The organism is Spiroplasma phoeniceum P40, from assembly GCF_003339775.1.
GTDB lineage: Bacteria > Bacillota_I > Bacilli_A > Mycoplasmatales > Mycoplasmataceae > Spiroplasma > Spiroplasma phoeniceum.
In genome coordinates this window covers 1,200,462-1,222,206 of record NZ_CP031088.1, presented here as the reverse complement: position 1 = coordinate 1,222,206, position 21,745 = coordinate 1,200,462, and the positions used below count along the sequence as shown (strand labels likewise).

At 25.3% G+C, this 21,745-nt stretch carries 30 protein-coding genes; 13 read left to right on the top strand and 17 right to left on the bottom strand.

Annotation, left to right across the window (positions count from 1 at the left end; genetic code table 4):
* Positions 1-422: 422 nt before the first annotated feature.
* The 14 genes from SDAV_RS07525 to SDAV_RS07470 form a co-directional block, all read right to left on the bottom strand.
* Entirely contained in the window at positions 423-980 is a 558-nt protein-coding gene (locus SDAV_RS07525; protein ID WP_114565123.1) for an Mbov_0396 family ICE element transmembrane protein, read from the bottom strand.
* Position 981: 1 nt separating this feature from the next.
* Positions 982-1,491 carry an Mbov_0396 family ICE element transmembrane protein gene (locus SDAV_RS07520; RefSeq protein WP_114565122.1) on the bottom strand — a complete coding sequence of 170 codons (510 nt, stop codon included), beginning with the start codon at positions 1,489-1,491 and terminating at the stop codon, positions 982-984.
* Positions 1,492-1,521: 30 nt separating this feature from the next.
* The gene (locus SDAV_RS07515) at positions 1,522-1,812 is read right to left on the bottom strand and encodes an Mbov_0395 family pilin-like conjugal transfer protein (protein WP_114565121.1); all 291 of its coding nucleotides are present in this window, start codon (positions 1,810-1,812) and stop codon (positions 1,522-1,524) included.
* A gap of 129 nt (positions 1,813-1,941) precedes the next feature.
* Positions 1,942-2,133, bottom strand: a complete 192-nt coding sequence (locus SDAV_RS07510) for a hypothetical protein (protein ID WP_114565120.1) — start codon at positions 2,131-2,133, stop codon at positions 1,942-1,944.
* 2 nt (positions 2,134-2,135) lie between these two features.
* A complete protein-coding gene (locus tag SDAV_RS07505; protein ID WP_114565119.1) occupies positions 2,136-3,392 on the bottom strand; it encodes a DNA cytosine methyltransferase in 1,257 nt (418 codons plus the stop codon).
* On the bottom strand, positions 3,385-3,534 hold the full coding sequence (locus tag SDAV_RS12145; RefSeq protein ID WP_186823358.1) for a hypothetical protein: 150 nt from the start codon (positions 3,532-3,534) through the stop codon (positions 3,385-3,387). The genes SDAV_RS07505 and SDAV_RS12145 overlap by 8 nt, the downstream gene beginning before the upstream one ends.
* Positions 3,535-3,689: 155 nt before the next feature.
* On the bottom strand, positions 3,690-3,839 hold the full coding sequence (locus SDAV_RS12140; protein ID WP_186823357.1) for a hypothetical protein: 150 nt from the start codon (positions 3,837-3,839) through the stop codon (positions 3,690-3,692).
* 1 nt (position 3,840) lies between these two features.
* Positions 3,841-4,224 (bottom strand): hypothetical protein, encoded by a 384-nt coding sequence (locus SDAV_RS07495; RefSeq protein WP_114565117.1) that lies wholly within the window; start codon positions 4,222-4,224, stop codon positions 3,841-3,843.
* Entirely contained in the window at positions 4,208-4,678 is a 471-nt protein-coding gene (locus SDAV_RS07490; protein WP_114565116.1) for a hypothetical protein, read from the bottom strand. The genes SDAV_RS07495 and SDAV_RS07490 overlap by 17 nt, the downstream gene beginning before the upstream one ends.
* Before the next feature lie 133 nt (positions 4,679-4,811).
* Positions 4,812-5,123, bottom strand: a complete 312-nt coding sequence (locus tag SDAV_RS07485; protein ID WP_114565115.1) for a hypothetical protein — start codon at positions 5,121-5,123, stop codon at positions 4,812-4,814.
* 79 nt (positions 5,124-5,202) lie between these two features.
* Positions 5,203-5,418 (bottom strand): hypothetical protein, encoded by a 216-nt coding sequence (locus SDAV_RS07480; RefSeq protein ID WP_114565114.1) that lies wholly within the window; start codon positions 5,416-5,418, stop codon positions 5,203-5,205.
* The gene (locus tag SDAV_RS07475) at positions 5,396-5,608 is read right to left on the bottom strand and encodes a hypothetical protein (protein ID WP_114565113.1); all 213 of its coding nucleotides are present in this window, start codon (positions 5,606-5,608) and stop codon (positions 5,396-5,398) included. The genes SDAV_RS07480 and SDAV_RS07475 overlap by 23 nt, the downstream gene beginning before the upstream one ends.
* A gap of 310 nt (positions 5,609-5,918) precedes the next feature.
* Positions 5,919-6,071 carry a hypothetical protein gene (locus SDAV_RS12135; RefSeq protein WP_186823356.1) on the bottom strand — a complete coding sequence of 51 codons (153 nt, stop codon included), beginning with the start codon at positions 6,069-6,071 and terminating at the stop codon, positions 5,919-5,921.
* A gap of 14 nt (positions 6,072-6,085) precedes the next feature.
* Positions 6,086-6,388 carry a hypothetical protein gene (locus SDAV_RS07470; RefSeq protein ID WP_114565112.1) on the bottom strand — a complete coding sequence of 101 codons (303 nt, stop codon included), beginning with the start codon at positions 6,386-6,388 and terminating at the stop codon, positions 6,086-6,088.
* Between the two features lie 897 nt (positions 6,389-7,285).
* Between SDAV_RS07470 and SDAV_RS07465 the strand changes: the two genes are divergently transcribed.
* From SDAV_RS07465 to hpf, 8 genes are all read left to right on the top strand, one after another.
* Positions 7,286-8,620 (top strand): DEAD/DEAH box helicase, encoded by a 1,335-nt coding sequence (locus SDAV_RS07465; RefSeq protein ID WP_114565111.1) that lies wholly within the window; start codon positions 7,286-7,288, stop codon positions 8,618-8,620.
* An 889-nt stretch (positions 8,621-9,509) separates the two neighbouring features.
* Positions 9,510-9,920, top strand: a complete 411-nt coding sequence (locus tag SDAV_RS07455) for a hypothetical protein (protein ID WP_114565110.1) — start codon at positions 9,510-9,512, stop codon at positions 9,918-9,920.
* A 94-nt stretch (positions 9,921-10,014) separates the two neighbouring features.
* Complete coding sequence (locus SDAV_RS07450) at positions 10,015-11,031, top strand: hypothetical protein (protein WP_114565109.1); 1,017 nt, start codon at positions 10,015-10,017, stop codon at positions 11,029-11,031.
* A 265-nt stretch (positions 11,032-11,296) separates the two neighbouring features.
* The gene (gene miaA, locus SDAV_RS07445; RefSeq protein ID WP_114565108.1) at positions 11,297-12,232 is read left to right on the top strand and encodes a tRNA (adenosine(37)-N6)-dimethylallyltransferase MiaA; all 936 of its coding nucleotides are present in this window, start codon (positions 11,297-11,299) and stop codon (positions 12,230-12,232) included.
* Between the two features lie 452 nt (positions 12,233-12,684).
* Positions 12,685-13,989 carry a GTPase ObgE gene (gene obgE / locus SDAV_RS07440; protein WP_114565107.1) on the top strand — a complete coding sequence of 435 codons (1,305 nt, stop codon included), beginning with the start codon at positions 12,685-12,687 and terminating at the stop codon, positions 13,987-13,989.
* A complete protein-coding gene (gene nadE / locus SDAV_RS07435; protein ID WP_408641546.1) occupies positions 13,989-14,741 on the top strand; it encodes an NAD(+) synthase in 753 nt (250 codons plus the stop codon). Before obgE ends, nadE begins: the two co-directional genes overlap by 1 nt.
* Positions 14,742-15,072: 331 nt before the next feature.
* Positions 15,073-15,249: a hypothetical protein gene (locus SDAV_RS12130; RefSeq protein WP_186823355.1), complete on the top strand. Its 177-nt coding sequence runs from the start codon at positions 15,073-15,075 to the stop codon at positions 15,247-15,249.
* Between the two features lie 96 nt (positions 15,250-15,345).
* The gene (gene hpf / locus SDAV_RS07430) at positions 15,346-15,723 is read left to right on the top strand and encodes a ribosome hibernation-promoting factor, HPF/YfiA family (RefSeq protein WP_114565105.1); all 378 of its coding nucleotides are present in this window, start codon (positions 15,346-15,348) and stop codon (positions 15,721-15,723) included.
* 54 nt (positions 15,724-15,777) lie between these two features.
* Here hpf and SDAV_RS07425 read toward each other — a convergent pair whose 3' ends face one another.
* Together SDAV_RS07425 and SDAV_RS07420 are read right to left on the bottom strand one after the other, a co-directional pair.
* Complete coding sequence (locus tag SDAV_RS07425; RefSeq protein ID WP_114565104.1) at positions 15,778-16,218, bottom strand: hypothetical protein; 441 nt, start codon at positions 16,216-16,218, stop codon at positions 15,778-15,780.
* 66 nt (positions 16,219-16,284) lie between these two features.
* Entirely contained in the window at positions 16,285-16,704 is a 420-nt protein-coding gene (locus SDAV_RS07420) for a DUF192 domain-containing protein (RefSeq protein ID WP_114565103.1), read from the bottom strand.
* A gap of 71 nt (positions 16,705-16,775) precedes the next feature.
* Here SDAV_RS07420 and SDAV_RS07415 point away from each other — a divergent pair, with 71 nt between their 5' ends.
* From SDAV_RS07415 to SDAV_RS07400, 4 genes are all read left to right on the top strand, one after another.
* Positions 16,776-17,327, top strand: coding sequence for a DJ-1 family glyoxalase III (locus tag SDAV_RS07415; RefSeq protein WP_114565102.1), 552 nt, complete (start codon positions 16,776-16,778; stop codon positions 17,325-17,327).
* 286 nt (positions 17,328-17,613) lie between these two features.
* Positions 17,614-19,209, top strand: coding sequence for a hypothetical protein (locus SDAV_RS07410; RefSeq protein WP_114565101.1), 1,596 nt, complete (start codon positions 17,614-17,616; stop codon positions 19,207-19,209).
* Between the two features lie 111 nt (positions 19,210-19,320).
* The gene (locus SDAV_RS07405; protein ID WP_114565100.1) at positions 19,321-20,610 is read left to right on the top strand and encodes a spiralin repeat-containing protein; all 1,290 of its coding nucleotides are present in this window, start codon (positions 19,321-19,323) and stop codon (positions 20,608-20,610) included.
* Between the two features lie 56 nt (positions 20,611-20,666).
* On the top strand, positions 20,667-21,335 hold the full coding sequence (locus SDAV_RS07400) for a hypothetical protein (protein WP_114565099.1): 669 nt from the start codon (positions 20,667-20,669) through the stop codon (positions 21,333-21,335).
* 1 nt (position 21,336) lies between these two features.
* Here SDAV_RS07400 and SDAV_RS14100 read toward each other — a convergent pair whose 3' ends face one another.
* Positions 21,337-21,471 carry a hypothetical protein gene (locus SDAV_RS14100; RefSeq protein ID WP_281268785.1) on the bottom strand — a complete coding sequence of 45 codons (135 nt, stop codon included), beginning with the start codon at positions 21,469-21,471 and terminating at the stop codon, positions 21,337-21,339.
* A 79-nt stretch (positions 21,472-21,550) separates the two neighbouring features.
* Between SDAV_RS14100 and SDAV_RS12125 the strand changes: the two genes are divergently transcribed.
* A complete protein-coding gene (locus tag SDAV_RS12125; protein ID WP_186823354.1) occupies positions 21,551-21,688 on the top strand; it encodes a hypothetical protein in 138 nt (45 codons plus the stop codon).
* The last annotated feature ends 57 nt before the right edge of the window (positions 21,689-21,745 follow it).

The following is a 21,745-nucleotide window of genomic DNA, read 5'->3' as shown; positions in this document are numbered from 1 at the left end:
TATAAATTGCTTTTAAATATTTTTTCATTTTATTTCAAAGTTGGATATATTAATCCAAACCACAATCCAAATACCAACAAAAATAACACGAAACAACTTATACTAACATATAATATTATTCGACAAGTTTTTTTGTATTTCGTTAACTCAATTTGTTTTTTCATTTTTTGCAATTTAATACCAAGAAACTTCCATAAACAACCAAACAAGGCGATTATGGCAATTGTTCCTATCATACCAATTATTGTATTTAACATCATTTACACTTCCTTTCTTTTTTATTTCTTATTTGTGGTAAATAACTTGTAAAGTATTCGTTTCAAAATGCTCATATTTTTGCTTGCATACTTTGTTTTGTTAATAACCAATATGCAAATCCCTCTGCCAATAACTCGTCATCATAACTCAATCCATAATTACTGTTAGCAAATATCCTTAACACTTTTTCTTTGTCTAGTACCACCACCCATTGTCATTGCTCGTTTGGCTCTTTTGCTTTTGGCAAATCCGAATGCTTTTCCTGCCATTTTAGCAGCTCCCATTGCCATCATTCCACCAGCAACAGTTGATTTCATTGAACTCATTCCCTCCCTAACACCAGCTGCTTCACCAATTAAGTTGGCAACAACATCCGAAAACGTCATTACTGCCAAGCCACCACCGCACATAAACAGAATAACAAACAATGATTTTCCAATTCCCTCAATACCTAATCCTGCTAAATTAGTGCTTAAAATTGTTTGAATTGTTGTCATAAAAATAAAATATCCTGTTAAAGTGGCGGTTGATGCTAGAAATTTTGCAATTACCATATCTTTTCAAATAAATGCTCCTTTACCATTGTCAATTGTCATAATAACCATTACTCATGGCGAAATAATAAATAAGAAAAACAATTTGATTATTTTTTGTACCAAAGCAATTCCAATCATAAACATTGCAAACAACATAAATCACACTCCAAAAACTTCGGCAATCATATTAAAATCACCAATATTGTCAGGATAGGAATAATTGCCTTGGTATATTATCACCACCACCATCTCAATTGGTATTTCCGATATTGTATAGATAGTTTGCAATATTTCCGTTTTCACCACCAAATCCCGATGTAATCATTTTGGCAATGTTAGCAATTGCAAAATTAGCCAAAAAGAAAAAGATTGGAATTAAAAAGATAAAAACAAACGCTTTACTACCATTTTGTAAAGCAACAATAAATTTTGTTTTTGTTTCGGTGGCATCTTGAAACAAAATTTTAATCATAGTAATTGTAAATATTAAGGAAAATAAGCACAAAGCCGTAATGACAAAATATCAGAATGACATTGGGATATTTTGAAAACTAAATTCTTGTTTTGATCCAAACATTAAATCACCAACCACTCCTCCCGTTAAATAATTTAGAACGGTGTTAAATGATGCAATTAATTGCAATGGGCCTTGTACAAAAATTGATCATATTAGTTTATACAGTGCATTAAGTATCATAATTTTTCACTTCCTTTCATTTTTTATCAACTATGTTCCAATACTAGGGTTATATGTTTTGATAACTTGTAAAATAACATTCATAACAGCAATTACAACTAAAATTATAATAATTGCTATAATCGGTCATTTTAAAGCACTTAAATCATTTCCTCTCGCTTCGGGATTATCAGCATTTCGCATTATTGAAATTAAAATAATAATTAATTTTCAAATTGCAAAAACAACTGCCAAACCCATTATTACTCGCAAAACAACATTACTTCATAATATAACAACATCCATTATTCCACTAAAATCTGCTGTGTTGTTTGATTTCATATTTTCATCCTCCTTTGTTATTTTAAAAATTTGCTTTTACTTAATTTGTTTCTTTTTTGATAATAAATATTTTTCTTTTTTTGATAATATTGCTGTTGATTATTAAAGTAATTTTTAATATTGTTTTTCTTAGTCATTTTTTTCTTTCCTTTCGAAAGGTAAGTAAAATAAATGCAATAATAAATTACCAATCATAAAATCACAATCAATTCCAAGGGCAATTAAAAACAAAATAGGGGAAATTACTAGCAACAAAATTCCAATAATAATTGTTAAAGGATATAAAAGTCATTTTCACCAAACTTTTCTCTTATTTTGCATCTTTAATTTTTCTTTTCTATTTCAAACATTGCTGTAAATATTTTTTCTAACACATCAACAACAATGCTATTACCAGCTTGTTTATAAAGTTGGGTTTCTGAAACAACTTTGCTTGCTTTATCAAAGTCTTTATTACTAAATCCCATTAATAATCAACATTCACAAGGGGTTAACACTCGTAAAAAGTATTCTTTTTCATCAATTAAAAAAGATAGTATTTTACTACTATCTTGTTGTTGTCTTTTATTATCAATCATAATTTTATTGACATTACTTGCTGCGATTGTTCCCATATAATTATTTTCTGTTTTTCAAAACCGATTATATGATCCATTAATTAGCAAGCCATCTTTTGCTCGTGGTAAAACAATAAAATTACCATAATCCTTAATTGGTAATGCAATTTGTGGTGGTCTCCCGTGTCCTGTTGTAATGGTTGGAATAAGATTATTTTTTGTTATATCATTAAAAATATTAATTTGATTATAATTTCTCAGATTAATCATTAATTTTCCATCATTAAGTTTTTTTATATCATTGGGAATTGCAATAATTCCTGCGTTTCCTCATCGCATTTGTTTTGTTGTAATTGTATAAGAACATTGTTGAATGATTTTAAGTTTATTGTTTTCAATTGCTTTTTTCATTGATTCTTGTCTAATAAAATATTTTTCATTTACATTGTTTTCTAAAATATCTTTTACTAAAAATTTTAAATTACAAGGTTGGGGATATTGAAATTTAAAATCTTGCTTTAATGTTGAAATCATAAATAATCGTTTTCTATTTTGGGGAATTCCATAATCTTTGGCATTCATTGTAAAATATTGGTTATGATATCCTAATTTATTAAGTTGATTTTGTAGATTTTGAAATCCAACAAAAAACTTTTTACTTAATAAATTTGGTACATTTTCCATTAAAAGATATTGCGGTTTTATTGCCATTGTGCCTATTAAATCAACAACTTTGTAAGCTAAACCACTTCGCTTGCCATTTAATCCTTGCCCGTTATTATTGGCATTTGATATGTCTTGGCATGGGAATGATCAAGTTATTAAATCAGCATACGGTAAAGTTTCTAATTTAGTAATGTCACCTAAATTTGGTGTGTCATAATCATTAAAAATCGCTCGATATGATTTTTCAGCGTATTTATCATTATCACAAAAAGCAATTACTTTGTGGTTAATTCCAATCTTTTCTAATGCTTTTCTTTGACTCCCAATCCCAGCAAATAATTCAATTACTTTAAGCATAATAAACAATCATTCTTCTAATTTTTCTTTTATCTAAAATGATTCATGGATTGGGATACCTATAAGAACAAAAAAATAATATATTAATATTGTTTTCATTATAAATATTATGAATATATTTACAAAATGGGCAATTAATCATTTCTGCACCTCTTTCTAAAAAAACAAGATAATTAATATCTTGTTTTGTGTTATTTTCATTATTTATGTTTTTTTAATTTAATCTATTGATGTATTTTCATCTTTATATTTGCTTTTATTTTGTTTTTTGTTATCTATACATAAATCATTCCTTCCTTAATTGTTTTTAATTTCGTCTAAAATTGTTTTTATATTTTTAATTTTTGTATTTATTTTTTCTAAATCTTTCTGGTCAAAATCACTATTTTTATTTTCGCTTAATAAATTTAAAGTACTATTTAAGTTGTTTATTTGTTTTTTTAACAACTTAATTGCTTGTTGTTTTTTGTTCGTCTGTAAACTCATTTTCTTTTTGACATAGTAAAATTTGATATTCGCAATTATTTAGTTCAGAAATTTTAATAAATTTTTCTGCTTGTGATTGGTTTAATTCTATATGATAATCTGTTTCGTTTTCATAATCATTTTTACTATTTTCAATTTCTTTAATTACTTCATCATATTCTTTGATTTCTGCTGTAATTTCTTGTTTTAATTTTTCATAGTAAAAAACATCTTTGACTATTGGCTCTTTTGGTTTTGCTGGTGGTAAGTGTGGTTTGTTATTTGCAATATTACCACAACTAATCAAATTCACTGTGTTTGTACACGATAACGAAAATATTGCTAAAAAACTAAGTAATTTTTTCATATTTGTTGTATCCTAAATAAAAACCATTATCTCAATAATTGGGGTTATCAATATTTTCTAAATCTTCTAGTAATTGTTTTAATTCTTCTGATGTTAATTTTTGTTGTTGTATTTTATTATTTTTATAATGATTATCATATTTATTTAGTAAATCATTATTAGCATCAATGTTGTTTTGCGAATTAAACTGTTTTTTGTTTTCTTGTTTTAATTTTTCAAAAGATAAAATTAAATTTTTTCCCACAATATTACCATTTTTATTATTGATACTACTATGAACCGCATAATTTTTATTTTCATCAATTTTTAAACAAAAATAATTTTTATAATTTGATAAACCTAAACAATTTTTATCTAAAACAACACAATCTTTTTGTTTGTTTATTAAAATATGCGTTTTATTTTTTATTTCTTGTGAAATTAAATTTTGGTTTAAATAAATTTTTTTTATCACATTTAACACCTACCTCACTTTTTTTGCTTTTAATTTTATTTTTCCTAAAATTAATATCTAATAGTATTTTAAAAATAAATAATTAATTAAACCAAAAAATCACTTCTTAACGAACTGGTTCTATATTTTTGTCTTACTCTTTTTGTCATTTAATATCAGATAAATAATTTATCACTGTATAACCAAATTTATCTTCAACATAATTTTCTATAATTTCATTTCACGATTTTTCTTGAAATTCTTTAAACTTTTTGGTTAAATATTCATCAATATCTTTTATATTATCTATTGTTCCACTTGATAAACAATATTCTGTTCAATATTGTTCTAAACCAAATTTATATCAAAAGTTTTCTTTTTCTTTATGATCGGTATTTTTTGAAATTAAATCCGTTATTTTATAATGATCTTTTATATTATCTGAATCTTTTGTAACTAAATACATATTTTATTCTTCACCTTTGCTTTCTAATAATTCATATTTTAAACTGTCTTTTAAAACAAACATCCTAATTAATCTCTCATTATTTACAAAAAAAATTATATTTTTGAAAATAGTTTCATTCAAGTTCGCTAAAATTATGGATATTACTTTGAATATAAATATTATCAAAATCTTCTTCAAATAATTGTTTATATTTTAGTTCTTCAATTTCTTTGTTTTTTTCAATAAGTTCCTTTTTTAGTTTTTCGTTTTCTTCTTGTAGTTTGTTAAATTTAATTGATTTTGTTATTGTCATTATTTAAAATCTCTCTTTCATATTCTTCAATATCCTTAATTGGTAAATTGTTTAAATAATTATTAAGTGTTTGATTTAATTGTTCTTCATTTTTATAATCATAAACTCTTTTAAAATATCTAAATATTTCATCTCAACTTAAATATTTTGATAATATGTTTCATTTTTTATATTGCTTTTTATCAAACATATTAAATTTTCTCCAAATTTCCTAATATTTCACAACATTTTAAATAACTAAGCGATCATCTAAAAACTTAAATAAAAAAAATAAAATAAGAGTCACAAACAAACATATTTATCTAATTTTTCTTTTTAAAAATATATGGGTTTTTTGCAAAAATACAATAAACATTTGTACATCATAAATGTTTATTATCACCATCTATTTTTGATCTACATTTAGGACAACTTTTCCTCATTATTTTTATCTCCTTTCTTTTTTATTTATCAAAAATAAAAAACCAACTAATTTTAATAAATAGTTGGTTTAATTTTTTTTATCGTATTTGATTTAAAATATTTTCAATATTATTAACTTTATCAATTAAAGCTTCCATAATTTGTTCTAAATTGCTTAAATTGTTTTCTGTTGTTGTTTTAATCTCGTTAATTAAATCGCTAATTGTATTTTTGATATTATTTTCAAACATATAATTTCTCCTTTCTAATTTTTGATATTAATAATTCATCATTTATTTTTCTTAAAAATTATTTTTTTAATAATTTGGTGATTATTTTTGCATTGTAAAGTCAAAAATCAAAGATTATAACTTATTTTTTGTTTATTAATAAATTCTAGTCTCGCTAAACAATGCCGAGCATACTTTTTACAATATCAACCGCCTTTTTTGTTTTTGGTTAATTTTGTAAAGTACTCATTGATATAACACTGACATTTATTAATTAATCCTCTCTTATTTGTTAATTTAATTTTTAACTCTTTTCAACAGAGTTCTTTTAAAGACACTTTCAAATCCTCCTTATAAATAGTAAGATTTCTAAATTTTTTTATTGTGGAACACTTACCCTTTAACCATTGCAGATTAAAGATTTATCCCCAAACCACAATAACTCTTTTATATTGCCTAAAAGAATTGCCTCCATTATGTCGTAGCGGTACGGCCACCCCTATATTGTTTATCCTCGCTTGCTTGGTTTTACGACATTCCAAGTAGGAGAGTTTTATTCGGTTGGTTTTGCTGTTATTTTCTTAAACTAAGCAAGGTTAACGACAATTTTAACCTAATTAAAAAAGATAGAATTTTATATCTATCTTTTTCTTAGTTTTTGGAAATTTTATACCAACCGAATATTTTACGCGGTCAATAAAATAAAAATTAAAATATTTTTATTTTTTTTAAATTTATGGTTGATTTTTGTAATTTTTATTATATTATTTAATTAATAAAGATTTGTTGCACTTCATTTTACATAGTTCATTTTATAAAATTATTTATTTAATTAAAAATTATTTTTTTAAAAAGTTGAATTTTTTATAAATTTTGTTACCATTTAAGTCATAAGTTAAACTTAATTTGTTTCTAATTACTTAATTTTATTAAAAACCTAAGAATAATGAATACTACCTAAAAAATAGACATATAGAAAGTAAGTTATAGGAATGATTTTCTGTATTCAATGGGATTCATTACTTTTAATTTTGCTTGTGATTCTAAAATTATAATAAAATTCCTTTTAATTTCTAGGAAAAATGCTTTATTTTATTAATTTTTTAAGATATAATTAATAAGTTGTTAAACTTTAATTTATTCTGTTATATAAAATAATATTAATATGTAAATTCAACAGCTGTAATGTTAAAAAAACAACTAAACTATTTATACTAAATTTTAAAGGAGACTAAATGAATTTTAATACATTAAATTTATACCCAGCATTACAGCGAATGATTGTTAAAATGGGTTATACTAACCTAACTGAAATTCAAGAAAAAGCTATTCCAGTGGCTCTTAATAATCAAGATATTATTGGTAAAAGTCATACCGGAACTGGTAAAACTGTAGCTTTTATTTTGCCAATTTTACAAAACTTAAATACGCACTTAAAACAAACACAAGCGATTATTTTATGCCCAACCCATGAATTAGCGACCCAAATAATTGACCAGGTTCGAAAATTAGCAACTTACTTGGAAGGTGTAAATGCAACCTTAATTTGTGGTGGTTCACATATCCAACGTCAAATTTATGCTTTACGAAAAAGTAATATTATTGTGGGAACTCCGGGACGAATTGCTGATCATATTAATCGTAAAACATTACGATTAGATAAAATTAAAACAATTGTTTTAGATGAAGCTGATGAAATGTTAAAAATGGGATTTAAAAATGATCTTGATAAAGTATTTCAAAATACTCCTAAACAATATCAAACATTATTATTTTCAGCAACAATGTCAAAACAAGTATTAGAAATTGCTAATAACTATCAAAATAATCCTGTTGAAATTGTTGTTACAAAAAATGTTATTGAACAAAATAATATTAGACAGCAATATGTAAATGCATTGTCTTATCATAAGGAAGATGTTTTAATAGCATTATATAAACATTTGCAACCAAAACGAAGTATTATTTTTTCAAATACAAAAGTTTTTACTAATAAAATTGCTGAAATGTTAACAACTAATGCTATTCCTTGTTGTGTCATTAATGGTGATAAAAGTCGTTATGAACGAGCGCAGGCAATGCGTTTATTTCGGGATGGTAAAGTACAAGTTATGGTTGCCACTGATGTTGCGGCACGAGGAATTGATATTGATAATATTGATTATGTTATTAATTACGATATTCCAATAGAACGAGAAAGTTATATTCATCGGATTGGAAGAACAGCACGTGCTGGTGCTACTGGTGTAGCAATATCAATTGTTTCAAAACGTAATGATTTAAGAGAAATTCAACATTTAGGTGCATATCAAAAGAAAAAAATTGAGTTATTAGATATTACAACATATGATTTAAAACAAAAACCACAAGGAACAAAAAACATTAGTTCTAGTAATAAAAAAGCAACTTTTAATCAAAAAAATAATAGTTTTAAATATGAGTATTCATATTTAGATAATAAAAAGAACCAATCTAATGCAAAAAAGAAATTTAATACCCAAGGTAATAAAAAATGAAAACAAAAAAAACAAAAATTTGATAAATCTAATTTTAGTTTTAATCGAATTTAAGTTTGCTTATTTTTTTTAAAAAAATAAAGACAATAAATCAACTTTTTATAAGTTGTTTTTTATTTATTATTATTTTATATAAAGCAATAATTTGATTTTTAACTAGTATGATAAATTTAAAATCTATTGCTAATTTAAATTAAATGTTATAGAATAAAAACCGTATATAATTTTAAAAAATAAGTATTATGGTTTAAAATAAATTGCCTTAATTGAATAAGAAAGAAAAACAGAATGGAAATTACTGCAGAAATTAAAAGAGCATTAAAAAAAATTATAAATCAATTAAAAAAAGCATTAATAAATTTTTTAAAAAACTTGGTTTTAATAAAATTGAAACTAATAAAATATCAAGTAAGATTTCTAATGATGTAAATGAGTTAATAAATATAATGCATAAATAGTAGATACTTTGAACAAATAGACTTACCTTATCAAACACCTAGTTTTTGACAAAATTCAGAAAATAAAAAAAGTGTTAATGAATCAGTAGCACCAACATTAGCATGTTCGCAAGAAATACCAATTTACGATAATGTTCCTTTTGTTAATAAAGACTAAGGAAATAAATACAAAGAATTACTTGATGATGCTAATAATCTGTTATTACACGAAAAAGAAGACGCCGTAAATAAATTAGTAGGGCAAGTTAAAGATACAGATGACATCGGAATAGAAAAATAAGATTATTTTATATCAAAATAATTTAAAAGAAATTTTTATTGTAAAAATATTTGATTTAAAAAAAGATAATATTTATTTTATTATCTTTTTTTATTTTTGACAAAGAGGATATCGTTCTGATTGTTAAGAGATTGAAAATAACATAAAATAGTGTATAATTAATCCTGTTAGTTAAAAAATACTAATTTAAAAAGGGGATTACCTTATGAAGAAACAATATCTTTCAAAATTATCAGAACCAGAAATTCGTGCAATTTGAGATAATACTGCTCGTGGTGGTGGTCGTAATAATTTACTTTATCGTCGTGATATTGCAGGAGCTTTTATTAAAATGGGAGAATTAAATCAAGAAACAGAATTTGGGTGAGTGATTGAACCATTAATGCCAATAGAAAAAGGCGGTAAATTAGAAGTTAATAATTGTTTAGCAATGCATTGAAAAAATGCAAAAGCTCGACGAGAAACATTAAATGATTGAAAAGCAGTAGTCCAAGGTGTTACCAAAACAGACAATAAAAAAGAGTTTCAAAAACCAATGAATATTAAAAGTGATAAAATTATTAAAACAACAATGATGAAAGTTCACGAAGTTCACCCAATTTGAGAAAAAAGATAATTTAATCTTGTTTTTTATAAAAATGATATATTATTAATTATTTGTAATTACACAATACCAAATGTGAAATTCTTGGTAAAGGAGATAAATAGGAATGAAAAAATTGTTCAGTGTCTTTGATGCAATTAGCATCTTAGCTGCTCCGGTAACATACACAATTGGATGTAATCCAATCCCTGATTTACCTTATATTTCAAATAATCAAATTTCAGAAAATACTAAGAAAAATATTAATAGTCTTGTTTTGGATGAAAATAGTAATGTTAACACATTATTTGATTATAATCTTGATACATGAGTAAAACCAACTTTTTTCCCAAAAGAAAATATTATGAATATTAATATTGAAAACAAAGATATTTTAAAACAAATGCAACTAACTATGTCGCAATTAAAAAAAATTCATAGTGAAGAAAATTTAGCAAAAGATAGTTTAGAATATATGAAAAAAAGTTTACTGTCATCTCGAGATTTAAGAAGTCAGCCGTGACCAACGGTTGTTGAGAAATATAATTGATATTTAGATCAAACAAGTAAAAATAAAACAGTAACTGATTTAGAAACTTTAGTATCTTATTATGATAATCAAATTTCAGAAAAATCAGATTTATATGACAAAAAACGTTGATTATATGTTGACCAACTGCGTAGTGAAAATGTAAAAGATTGATTTAAAGATTCTCATTCATGGACTTTAAATCCTACTAGCGCAAATTATAATGAAAACACAAAATTTGATCAAGGAATTTTTTATTATGTTTTACTTAACACTTACTTGCAAAAAGTGCAGACACATTATAATGTTCAATTAAAAAATATTTGAAAAGAATATAGCAACAAAAACGATAAAGAAAGCATTCAAAATATTATTAGTCATGATATTGCAGGAATCACTTTAACTTTTACGGTCTGAGATCCTGAAAAATGAACCAAATATTTTGTTGATGGCCATCCTGTTGTTAATAGTAACGAAAATATTTTTGAAAACTTACCAATTTTACCAATTGAACAAAAAATTGGAGTTAAATTAGTTGTTGCAAATATCTATGGAACAGTTTCTAGTTATTTAATCGGAAGTTTTGTAATTTCTAATTTATTAGGAATTGAATAAATGCGGTTTACCATTTTTTCTAAAAAGAAATAAAATATGATAAAATATAATTGTCCGCAAGGACAGTTTTCTACGTTTATTATAACGTTAAGGTGTGTTTGGGGTTATTAACCGCTATATAAATCAGTAACTCTACACCCAATCACTTAAAGCGGTTCAGAGTTATTTTTAAAATAAAGTAAAGGCTAACAGTTGAATGTTAGTTTTTTAATTTGAAAAAAATGAATTATCCGATAAAATTTATAAAGAGATTAGTGAGGTTTTGATGGTGCAGAAAAAAGTTATTTTAATTGTTGGTCCAACAGGAAGTGGTAAAACTGATTTATCAATTAAGATGGCTCAGCGTTTTAATGGGGAATGTATTAATGCTGATTCTACTCAAATTTTTAATGGGTTAAATCTTGCAACAAATAAAATAACACCATCTGAACAAGTTGGTATTCCACACCATTTATTATCAACAATTGATTTAAAGGAGAATTATTCCATTAAGATGTATCAACAAGAAGGGCGAAAAATATTAGCTCAATTATGAACTAAAAATAAGCTTCCAATTGTAGTTGGTGGTAGTGGGTTGTATATTAATGCACTATTAAAAAATTATCAATTTTCTGACCAGGGTCGTGATTTATTAAAGACAAAAGAATATGAACATATTTCTAATTATGCTTTGTGAGAAAAATTAGCAGCAATTGATCCGCAAGAGAGTAATAAAGTTCATCCTAATAATCGAAAACGTGTTTGGCGAGCATTAGAATACTATTTCCAAACCGGAACATTAAAATCAGTTAATGATCATCACCGTAATGAATGATATATTGAACCATATATTATTGGGTTATTACCAGATAAAACAGAACTGCATCAATATTTATCTGAACGGGTATTATGATTAACAGAGCGGGGTTTATTTGCTGAAGTTGAAGCAGCATATAAATATTGCAATTATGATTCAGCAAAACAAAGTATGAAAATTATTGGCTGTCCAGAGATTATTCGTTATTTAAAAGGCGAGCTTTCATATGATGCAACATTAGCAACAATGGTTCAAGCTAATAAAATTTATGCTAAAAAACAAATAACATGATTTAAAAATCAATTAACAAATGTTCATTGATATTCATTTTCTTATTCACAGTTTGATGATCTTTGTCAACAAATTATGGTTGAATTTAAAAATAGTAATTATTTAAAATCATAATTTATTTTTAATAACATTTTCTAAAAAACAATTAAAATTGTTTTTTTCTTTTTTAAAGATTAAATAACTACTAAAATATTTAAATTTTGTTATAATATAGTATGCCCAAATATAAAAACGATTTAATAATTAAAGAAAAAAATTAAAGTAGGCTTCTTTACTTATCAAGATAAATTTATATAACTTAATTAATAAATTTTTTAATATAAGGAGAATTATTGCAAGAAATATTTTAATATACTAAAAGTATCTTCTAATTTTATAATAAGTTATTGAAACAAAAAATAAAAAGGGTTACTTTTAATTCACAAAGTAGTTTTAAAACAATTATAAGTATTAAGCTAGGAAAAACAAAGATAACATTGTTAGTAGATAAAAATTATTTATAATGTAATGACAATGGTGATTATTTTTAATGGCACAAAATTAACATAACGAGAAAAGGATACGTAATGAAATTTATTGATGTTGCAACAATTAAATTATTTTCAGGAAAAGGCGGTGATGGTGCCGTTGCTTTTCATCGTGAATTATATGTGCCAAAAGGTGGTCCTTCGGGTGGCGATGGTGGTAATGGTGGTAGCATTATTTTTGTTGGCGATGAAGGGATGAATACATTACTTGATTTAAAATATCAGAGAGAAATTAAAGCAACCGATGGTCAAAATGGAAGCATTAAAAATATGCATGGTAAAAATGCTATTAATAAGTATATTAAAGTTCCGTTAGGTACATTAATTTATAATAATCAAACAAATGAAATTATTGGTGATATTACTACTCATCAGCAAGAAGTTGTCTTAGCAAAAGGTGGTCAGGGTGGCCGTGGTAATGCTCGCTTTGCAAATTCTAAAAATAAAGCACCGACTATCTTTGAAGCTGGTGATTTAGGGGAGACATTAGAGATTCGTTGTGAATTAAAAGTTTTAGCTGATGTTGGTCTAGTTGGTTTACCGAATGCTGGTAAATCAACTTTATTAGCAAAAATTTCAAAAGCTAAACCACAAATAGCTGATTATCCATTTACTACCTTAACCCCGCAATTAGGAGTGGTTCAAGATCAAAAACACCATAGTTTTGTTGTTGCAGATTTACCGGGGTTAATTGCTGGCGCAGCAGCAGGTAAGGGACTAGGACATGATTTTTTACGCCATATTGAACGTTGTAAATTGATTGTCCATGTCTTAGATATGTCAGGGAATTATGGAACAGAAGATGTTTACCAAAATTATTTAAATGTTAAAACAGAATTAAAAAAATATAATTATAAATTAGAATTACGACCAGAAATTATTGTAGCAAATAAAATGGATCTTGAGATTGCAGCAAAAAATTTAATTAAATTTAAGACGCAAATTCCAACTGCAGAAATTATTGAAGTTAGTGGTTTAATGAATCAAAATTTATCATTGTTAATAAATCAAATTGGGGCAGCTTTGACAAAAATTAAGGATAATAAAGCATTATGGCAATTAGATGAAATAACATCAACGGAAGAAGAATATAAAGTATATAAGTATACCACACCAATTGAACAAGAGGTGGAAGTTGTTAATCTTGGCAATGGTGTTTGAAAAGTAGCGGGGGCAGCAGTTTATCAAGCTTATCATAAAACACCAATTACAACTTATGATAATCTATTATTATTTAATAAAAAATTACAAGATTTAAAACTTTTTGAAATATTACTAGCAAAAGGAGCAAAAGCAGGAGATATTGTTCGCATTTTTGATTACGAATTAGAATGGGATGGATAATGATGAAAGAATTAAAACAGTATTTGAGTTATTTAGTAAAATGAATTAAAGCAGAAGTAACAAAATCCAAATGCGAAGGGGTTATTGTTGGTTTATCTGGTGGAATTGATTCAGCTGTTGTTAGTTTATTAGCAAAACAAGCTTTTCCTAATCATCATTTAGCAGTTATCATTCCCTGTCATTCTGATTATTTTGATCAAGAATGTGCACAATTATTAATTAATAATCATCAATTAAATTATCATCTTGTTGATTTAACAGCAACATATAATAATTTAATTGCAACATTAGCTTTACCATCACATCAATTAGCATTCGCTAATATTAAACCACGGTTACGAATGACGACCCTATATGCTTTAGCACAAAGCCATAATTATATGGTTTTGGGTACAGATAATGCTGATGAATGACATGTTGGATATTTTACTAAATATGGTGATGGTGCTGCTGATTTAGTTCCTATTATTCACTTACTAAAATCTGAAGTTCAGCAAGCAGCACAACTATTAGGTGTGCCATCACAAATTATTTCACGTCCACCAACAGCGGGATTATGGACTAATCAAACTGACGAAAAAGAATTAGGATTTACCTATCAACAATTAGATTATTATTTACAAGGAAAATCGGTTCCAGCATCTATTGCACAACGAATTAAACAATTACATCAAAGTTCTGAACATAAACGACGATTACCTAAAAAACCACCCAATATTTTTAGTTCGTTAATTTCTGTTAGTAAAAATTAAAATTGTTTTGCAATTAGTATTGTAAAACTTTTTTAATTAGAATTAATGTCTTTATATTTTAGTAATTTCAAAGAAAAAACATTTTTTTGAAGTTAAGTTTTACAATTTGCAAAGTTATATATTCAATTATTACATTATGTCTTTGAACAATTATAATATTTATTTTAAGTAAACTTATATTTAAATGATAAATTGGAATTAACTAATGTAGATAATTTAGTTTTTTTAAATTTAAATATTACTACTAAATAAAATTATTAATCCAGTTGAAATAAATGCACAAAGTGTATATTTAACAATTAAAGAACAAAAAAATTATTCAACTAAAGAAATGCTAGAATTACAAGAATTGTTAAAAGAAGTTAATGCACCATTAGTTGAATTAGTTAAACAATATAATGAAAAAATTAGTAAAATTAATGCTAGCAAAGTTTTAATTAAAAAAATAATATTAGAAGAAGTAACAAATGAGTATATTGATTTTTTCTTATTAGATGATAAAGGTTAAAAATTTTATTAATTTTACCTTTTGTTCTTTTTTGTTTTAACATAAAATTATCTTTTGTTTTGTTATAATGATGATATAGAAGTGAGGCGAATATTTATGGAATACAAAATTCGTAGTAAAAATATTATTATTACCGATGCAATGAACCAACATTTAGTTGATACTTTTAATAAGTTATTAAAATATCAACAAGTTAATGAAAATAATCTTGTTCATGTTGACATTGAATTTACGAAAGAAAACAATATTGTAATTCATACTGCAATTGATATTAGAGGGCGAAATAATTTTTTAAAATCAGAAGTTCGCAATAGTGATTTTTATAAGGCAGTTGATCAAAGTTTATATAAAGTTGAAGAACAATTACGAAAAATTAAAGGCAAACAAGAAGACCGTCACAATAAAAATCAATCATTAGGAAAATTTTATAGTGAAGTGATTGTTGCAGAAGAGGAAGAACTTGATCTTGAATAATGTTCATAAATGAAAAATGTTTAACTAAATTTAGTTAAACATTTTTTATAATAATTACTTGTTATTACTTGGTGTACTTGCTGTGTTTGTTTTATTAACACGAATTGCTCCAATTCCTTCTAATAATCATATCAAAGCACCAATTAGAGCAATTAATTCACCAACAACAATTACTCATGTTGAAACTTCTTTTGTTGAAGTAATAATTGCACCAATCATTCCAATAATTGCAATAGTAATAAAAATAATTCCGGCAACTAATTTAGCAATTTTATGACGAATAAAGGTTGCAACACAGATAAATAAGAAAGCTGTAATCAAAATAATTGCACCATTATCACCAGTATTATTGTGAACAAAAAGTTTTGTGTTAACATTAACGTTTGGAAAAGAATTTAAGATTGCTAAGATAAATAATCATAACCCAGAAATTCAAATCATTACTTTTTGGAATGTCACATTAATTTTAATTGTTGCATATTTCATTTTTGCCATTGTTTTTCCTCCTTAACCATAACATTATTTATATTATAACTTAGTTTTAAAAATATTAATGATAAATTAAATAATTCGTAAAATATCGTTTGGTTTAATATTTAAAAAATTAATCATTCCAGGAGCAAGACAATAGACAAAATAACATTGTGGAAAATAATGACTCATTTTTTGTGGTCCAAAATTTTGAATTGTTTGAATAACTTCAAAATTTTTATTGCAAAAAATAACATCAAGTTGATAAAAAATTCCAAAACTATTAAAACCACTTACTTTCCGTAATAAATATCCATCTTTCATTGTGATATCATTTGGTTGAATTAAACTCGTGAATTTTTCCCGAAAAGTTTTAATCACATGAATATTAATGTCTTGTGGAATACTATTAACAGTTAATGCTTTACAATTTTTTAATAAATAATATTTTTTATTTAGTTTATGTTTTGTCCGATGAAATTTATAAACTACTTTTGAGAAAAATCCCATTTATAACACCTTTCCCCTTAACAATTATATAAAATTATATTATAATTGCCAAGAGAAAAGAGGTGTTATTTATGAAATTTGCATTGTTTTTAGCAACAGGTTTTGAAGAAGGCGAAGCAATTATTACAACTGATGTTTTACGACGAGGAGGCATTAAGCTAGAATTAATTAGTATTACTAAAGAATTAGAAGTTGTTTCATCCCATGATGTTACGATTAAGGCTGATAAATTAATTGAAGATATTAAATATGAAGATTATGATGGTTTCATTTTACCAGGTGGTCGCATTGGTGTTGATAATCTTGCAAAAAATGAGATGTTAAAAGATTGATTATTAAAAGCCAATAATGATCAAAAAACAATTTCTGCAGTTTGTGCAGCACCCCAAATTTTAGGACATTTAGGAATTTTAGACAATAAAGAAGCCACTAGTTATCCGGGATGTATCGAAGGGATGGAAAAGGCAATTTATAATGATGAAATGGCTGCTATTACTGATGGTCATATTATTACTGGGGCTTCAGTTGGTTCAACAATGAATTTTGCTTTAGCAATTGCTGATCGAGTTTTAGGAGCAGAAAAAGTAATGAAACTTCAAAATGAATTAGTAATTCGTGATTAATTTACTTATATTAAATGTTTGCATAATAAATTGTAAAAGAGTAAAATTAATATACCTCAAATGAGCACATTAATTTTGTATAAATTTTTTAGCAACTCTTAAAAGTCATTCTGATAAATTTTCTTAATCCTTTGTTCAAATAAAAAAGAGTTTAAAATTTTACTTGAGGTAGATATGTTATTTTGTTATATTTAAATAACAATACGGTTTTTTAACTATAATTTAAATAAATATTAGTTTATATTTTGTTTTATTTAAAACTGAACTACAATAAGGAGGAAAGAAAATGAAAAAGTTACTAGTCTTTTTAGGAGCTATTTCATTAGTAGGGTCAAATGCTGCTTTAATGACAGCATGTACTAGTAAAAAAGAAGATGCAAATCTTGAAAATCTTAAGCGCGAATTGTCACAATATGTTGAAACACCATTTTTTGCTTCATCATCAAATGCAACAAGTGAGGAGTTTGCAACAATGTTAAGTAGTCATCTTAATTTAGGCAGTTATAAATTAGCTGTTAAAAATGATGAAACATTTGTGCAACCAAAGATTATTGATAATAATCATTCAGATGAAAAAATAGCACAAGCTAATATGTCAACTATTTTACAACAACAAGAGTCTAAAAAAGGTTTAGATGTTGTTAATGGAACTGCTGGTGTTAGTATTTTAAAAAAAGATAAAGAAGAATTCAATGTTAAAATTCAATGAGTTACAAATGAGTTAATTCTTTTAAAAAATACTGTCAATAAAATTGACAATATGAGTAGTAAATTACAAAATATTAATTTACCATTGCCGCCATTAGTAAAAGGAGTAAATATAACTTTTGCTGATTTATATACTTTTATTGGATTATTGCCTTTACCAGAGAAAGAAATTATGGAGATTGATTTAACTAAAATTAATGAACCAGATTTTCTTGAAAAATTTGACACACTATTAAATATTATTGCTGAAAATCTTAAGACTTTACAATTTGATATTAGTGGTTATCTTAATAAAGATATTTCTTTTAATCAAACTCTTGTTGGAAAAGGAACAGTTAAAGACCTTTTACATAATATGGCACCTGATTTAATTGCTTTATTACAATGATTTGTTAAAGAAGGAAAAGAAAAAATTGAATCAACACATAATACAGTTCTGCCATTAATCCAATATTTATTCTCACCAGTTAATACCAATTTAAAAGAAAATATTAAAGTTGCTTTTGGTGAAACAGGGTATTTTTATCAAAATACTAATACAAATTTAGACAGTTTAATATTTCATACTTTAACTGGTTATCGAAGTGATTACAAAGAAACGGATAGTAAATATCGATTATCATTAGATGTACCACTTTTTGGAGGTGAAATTAACCAAAGTAAAGTAAAAAGTTTACTTAGTTTAAAACCAACTTTATTAATTGGAAGTATTTTAGATATTTTTGCTGCAAAAGGTGAAAAAGGAATTGATGCTGTTAACACAAATCTTGTTCAGCCAAATACATGACAAGGGATTAGTACAATTGTCACTTTTTTTCTTCCTAAAATTGAGTTTTTCTTAGGTCCACAATTAATGAATTATGCTGGTTCTAATATTTTACGTGATTTTGGAATAAGTAATACTGAGTTAAAAAGTAATGATGTTACAATGAGTGCCGGAACAGTTAAATTACAATTTAAAACTCCTGGGCAAGATGGTAATTGAGAAAATTTTAGGCCAATTATTGATGAAAATAATACTCCTAACTTAACACAAATTTTAAATGCTGTTGACTTTAAATTAAGTTTTACAAATGTTAAATTTAAAGTTAAAACAAAAACTAATGACAAAATTGCTTATAAAACTAGTGATGAATCTCGTTTTGATTTGTGGTTATCAGATAATTATGAATAATATATATAATGAAAAAGTTTTCAATTTTTAATTGAAAACTTTTTTAATTCTTTTTTTTGTTTATAATTAATTTAGAATAATGTACAAAAAATAAAAGGAGTTAGATTTTTAATGAAAAAAATATTATTGATATTAACTAGTTTAGGAACTATAATATCACCTAGTTTTAATTTAATTTCTTGTAATCCGCCACAACAATATGAAAAAAATATTTTACAAACATTTCAAATTAATACTAACCAGACAGGACCTGACATTCTTAATAATCTTCATACTTTTATGCAAACACGATATAATCTAAAGGAAGACCCAACAGCAGTTAAAATTGCTAAATATGAAATTTGATATAATAATAAAAATATTAATAACGACAAGACAACAACTGTTACTCGTGATAAAATTATTAATATTATTATTAAACTAGCACCTCCTGATAAAACAATTCAATTTGACCAACAAAATTTAGTTCAAGAAGGTTTTATTTTAGGTGGTACTTATAAAGTTAATATTAAAGTAACTGATGTCAATAAGCAGGATATTAAAACAGTAATTGTTAATGATTTAAAATTAGCAGCACATGAAGAGGAAACATATGCAACTTTAAACAATGAGATAGAAATTTTAGATGCAGTTCGAGATGCTATTAATCAACGCTTGTCAATTACTGCTTCGAATAATGACTTTGTTTTAACAAATGACCAAGTTCCACAAAATAAACAAGTTCCTAATACGATTATTACTTTTACAGTCACTGCGACAACAAGTAGTAGTTTAATTCAAGGTTCATTTACTTTTAGTAGTATTTTATTAGCCCGCAAAGATATTTCTAGTGTGGAAATTAACAAAATGTTAATTGTGCCAAATCCAAAGTTAACATATCAAGCGTTGAACCAAAATCCAGAAATATTAGATGCTATTATTGGCACCATTAATAATAAATTACAAATTACAATTACAACAAATGATTTTATTGTTACAAATAATCAAGAGGGTGATAAAAAACAAGAGCCAAGTCAAAAAGTAAGTTTTATTGTTAAAGCAGCAGAAAGTAGTAATTTAATTAAGGGAAGAGTTACTTTTACTGTTGAGCTGCAAAAATTAAATATAAGTTCAGTTACGATAGTAAAAATTGCTTTGATTGCCAATCCGGATGCTGATTATCAGGAATTAAATCGAGATGCTAATTTAATCAAGGAAGTAAGAAAAGCAATTGATACAAAATTTTCAATTAATGTAACAGTTGCTGATTTTAAAATTACTAATGATCATGATAAAAGTTCTGATCACCAAACGCCAGGAGAAATGATTGAATTTACGGTAATGGCTAATGAAAATAGTCAATTAATTACTAACAGGTTTACTTTTAAAATAACTTTACTATCAAAAGAGATTTCATACTAGAGATTTCATACTAAAAATTATTGCAATAGAAGAGGAAACTAAAATGGGAAACTAAAATGATTGAAAAGTTAAGAAATAATGATTGAAAAATAGTAAGTCGAAAAATTATTAATGATCAATTGCAAGAATATTACCATAATAATATTTCCTTTCAACCACCAAAGAAACGATTCCAATTAATTATTCGTTGAATGATGTTTTTAGGACCCTTTTTTAGTATTATGGGAATTTTTATTATTATTTTATTTTTAGTAAAAAATATTAAAATAACTTTAATATGAATTCCTATTTTAATGTTTTTAATTGGCCTTGCGCTGATTATTACAGTTTGCTACTATATTGTTAAATGGACACGATTATTAAAATTATCAGATCAGATTATGGATAAAATTGATTTAGTGACAATTTATAATTTAGCATTAGGAGAATATTTTACTTCTGAATTAAAATTATTAGGAATTACTAAAATATTTGAACCATTACCAACACGTTTAATTAATTTTAATAATAACACTAAAATTGATTTTGTGTTTAATTTAACTCATGCTAGTGGAAATATTTCCTTTGGAACAATTACACATAACCTTACTACTAAAATTAACAATAAGGTTTATAAAGAAGAATTTTATCGTATCCCAATTTTCACAATTCAACCGTATCATAAATTAACAGGACAATTTACAATGAAACCACGCGGGATAACAACTAAATTTTTAATCCATTAAATTATATTAATTTACAATATAATTTATTTGAAGAAAAATTTTTAGTTGGTGGTACATCTGAACGATCAATTAAAACAATTTTAACACCACAAGTTCGAAAGAATTTATTTATTTTAGCAGGAAAAGTGCCAACCATTCCAGCAGTTGATGTTGCTGAGGGGGTTTTAACGTTCTTATTTCAATCTTATTTAGTTAAAAGTTAAAATGATAAAACAATGGCATTAACAACAGTAGAATTTTCCGGAAAATTTGATAATATTATTCAAGATATTCTTGCAAAAATTAAAACTGATATTATTTGATTAAAAGAATGTTTTACATGGTTAAATCAATTTGACATTATGATTGTCTAGTAAATAATTTTATAATTACTTATTTTATTTAATAATTACCAGAAGAGAGATGATAAT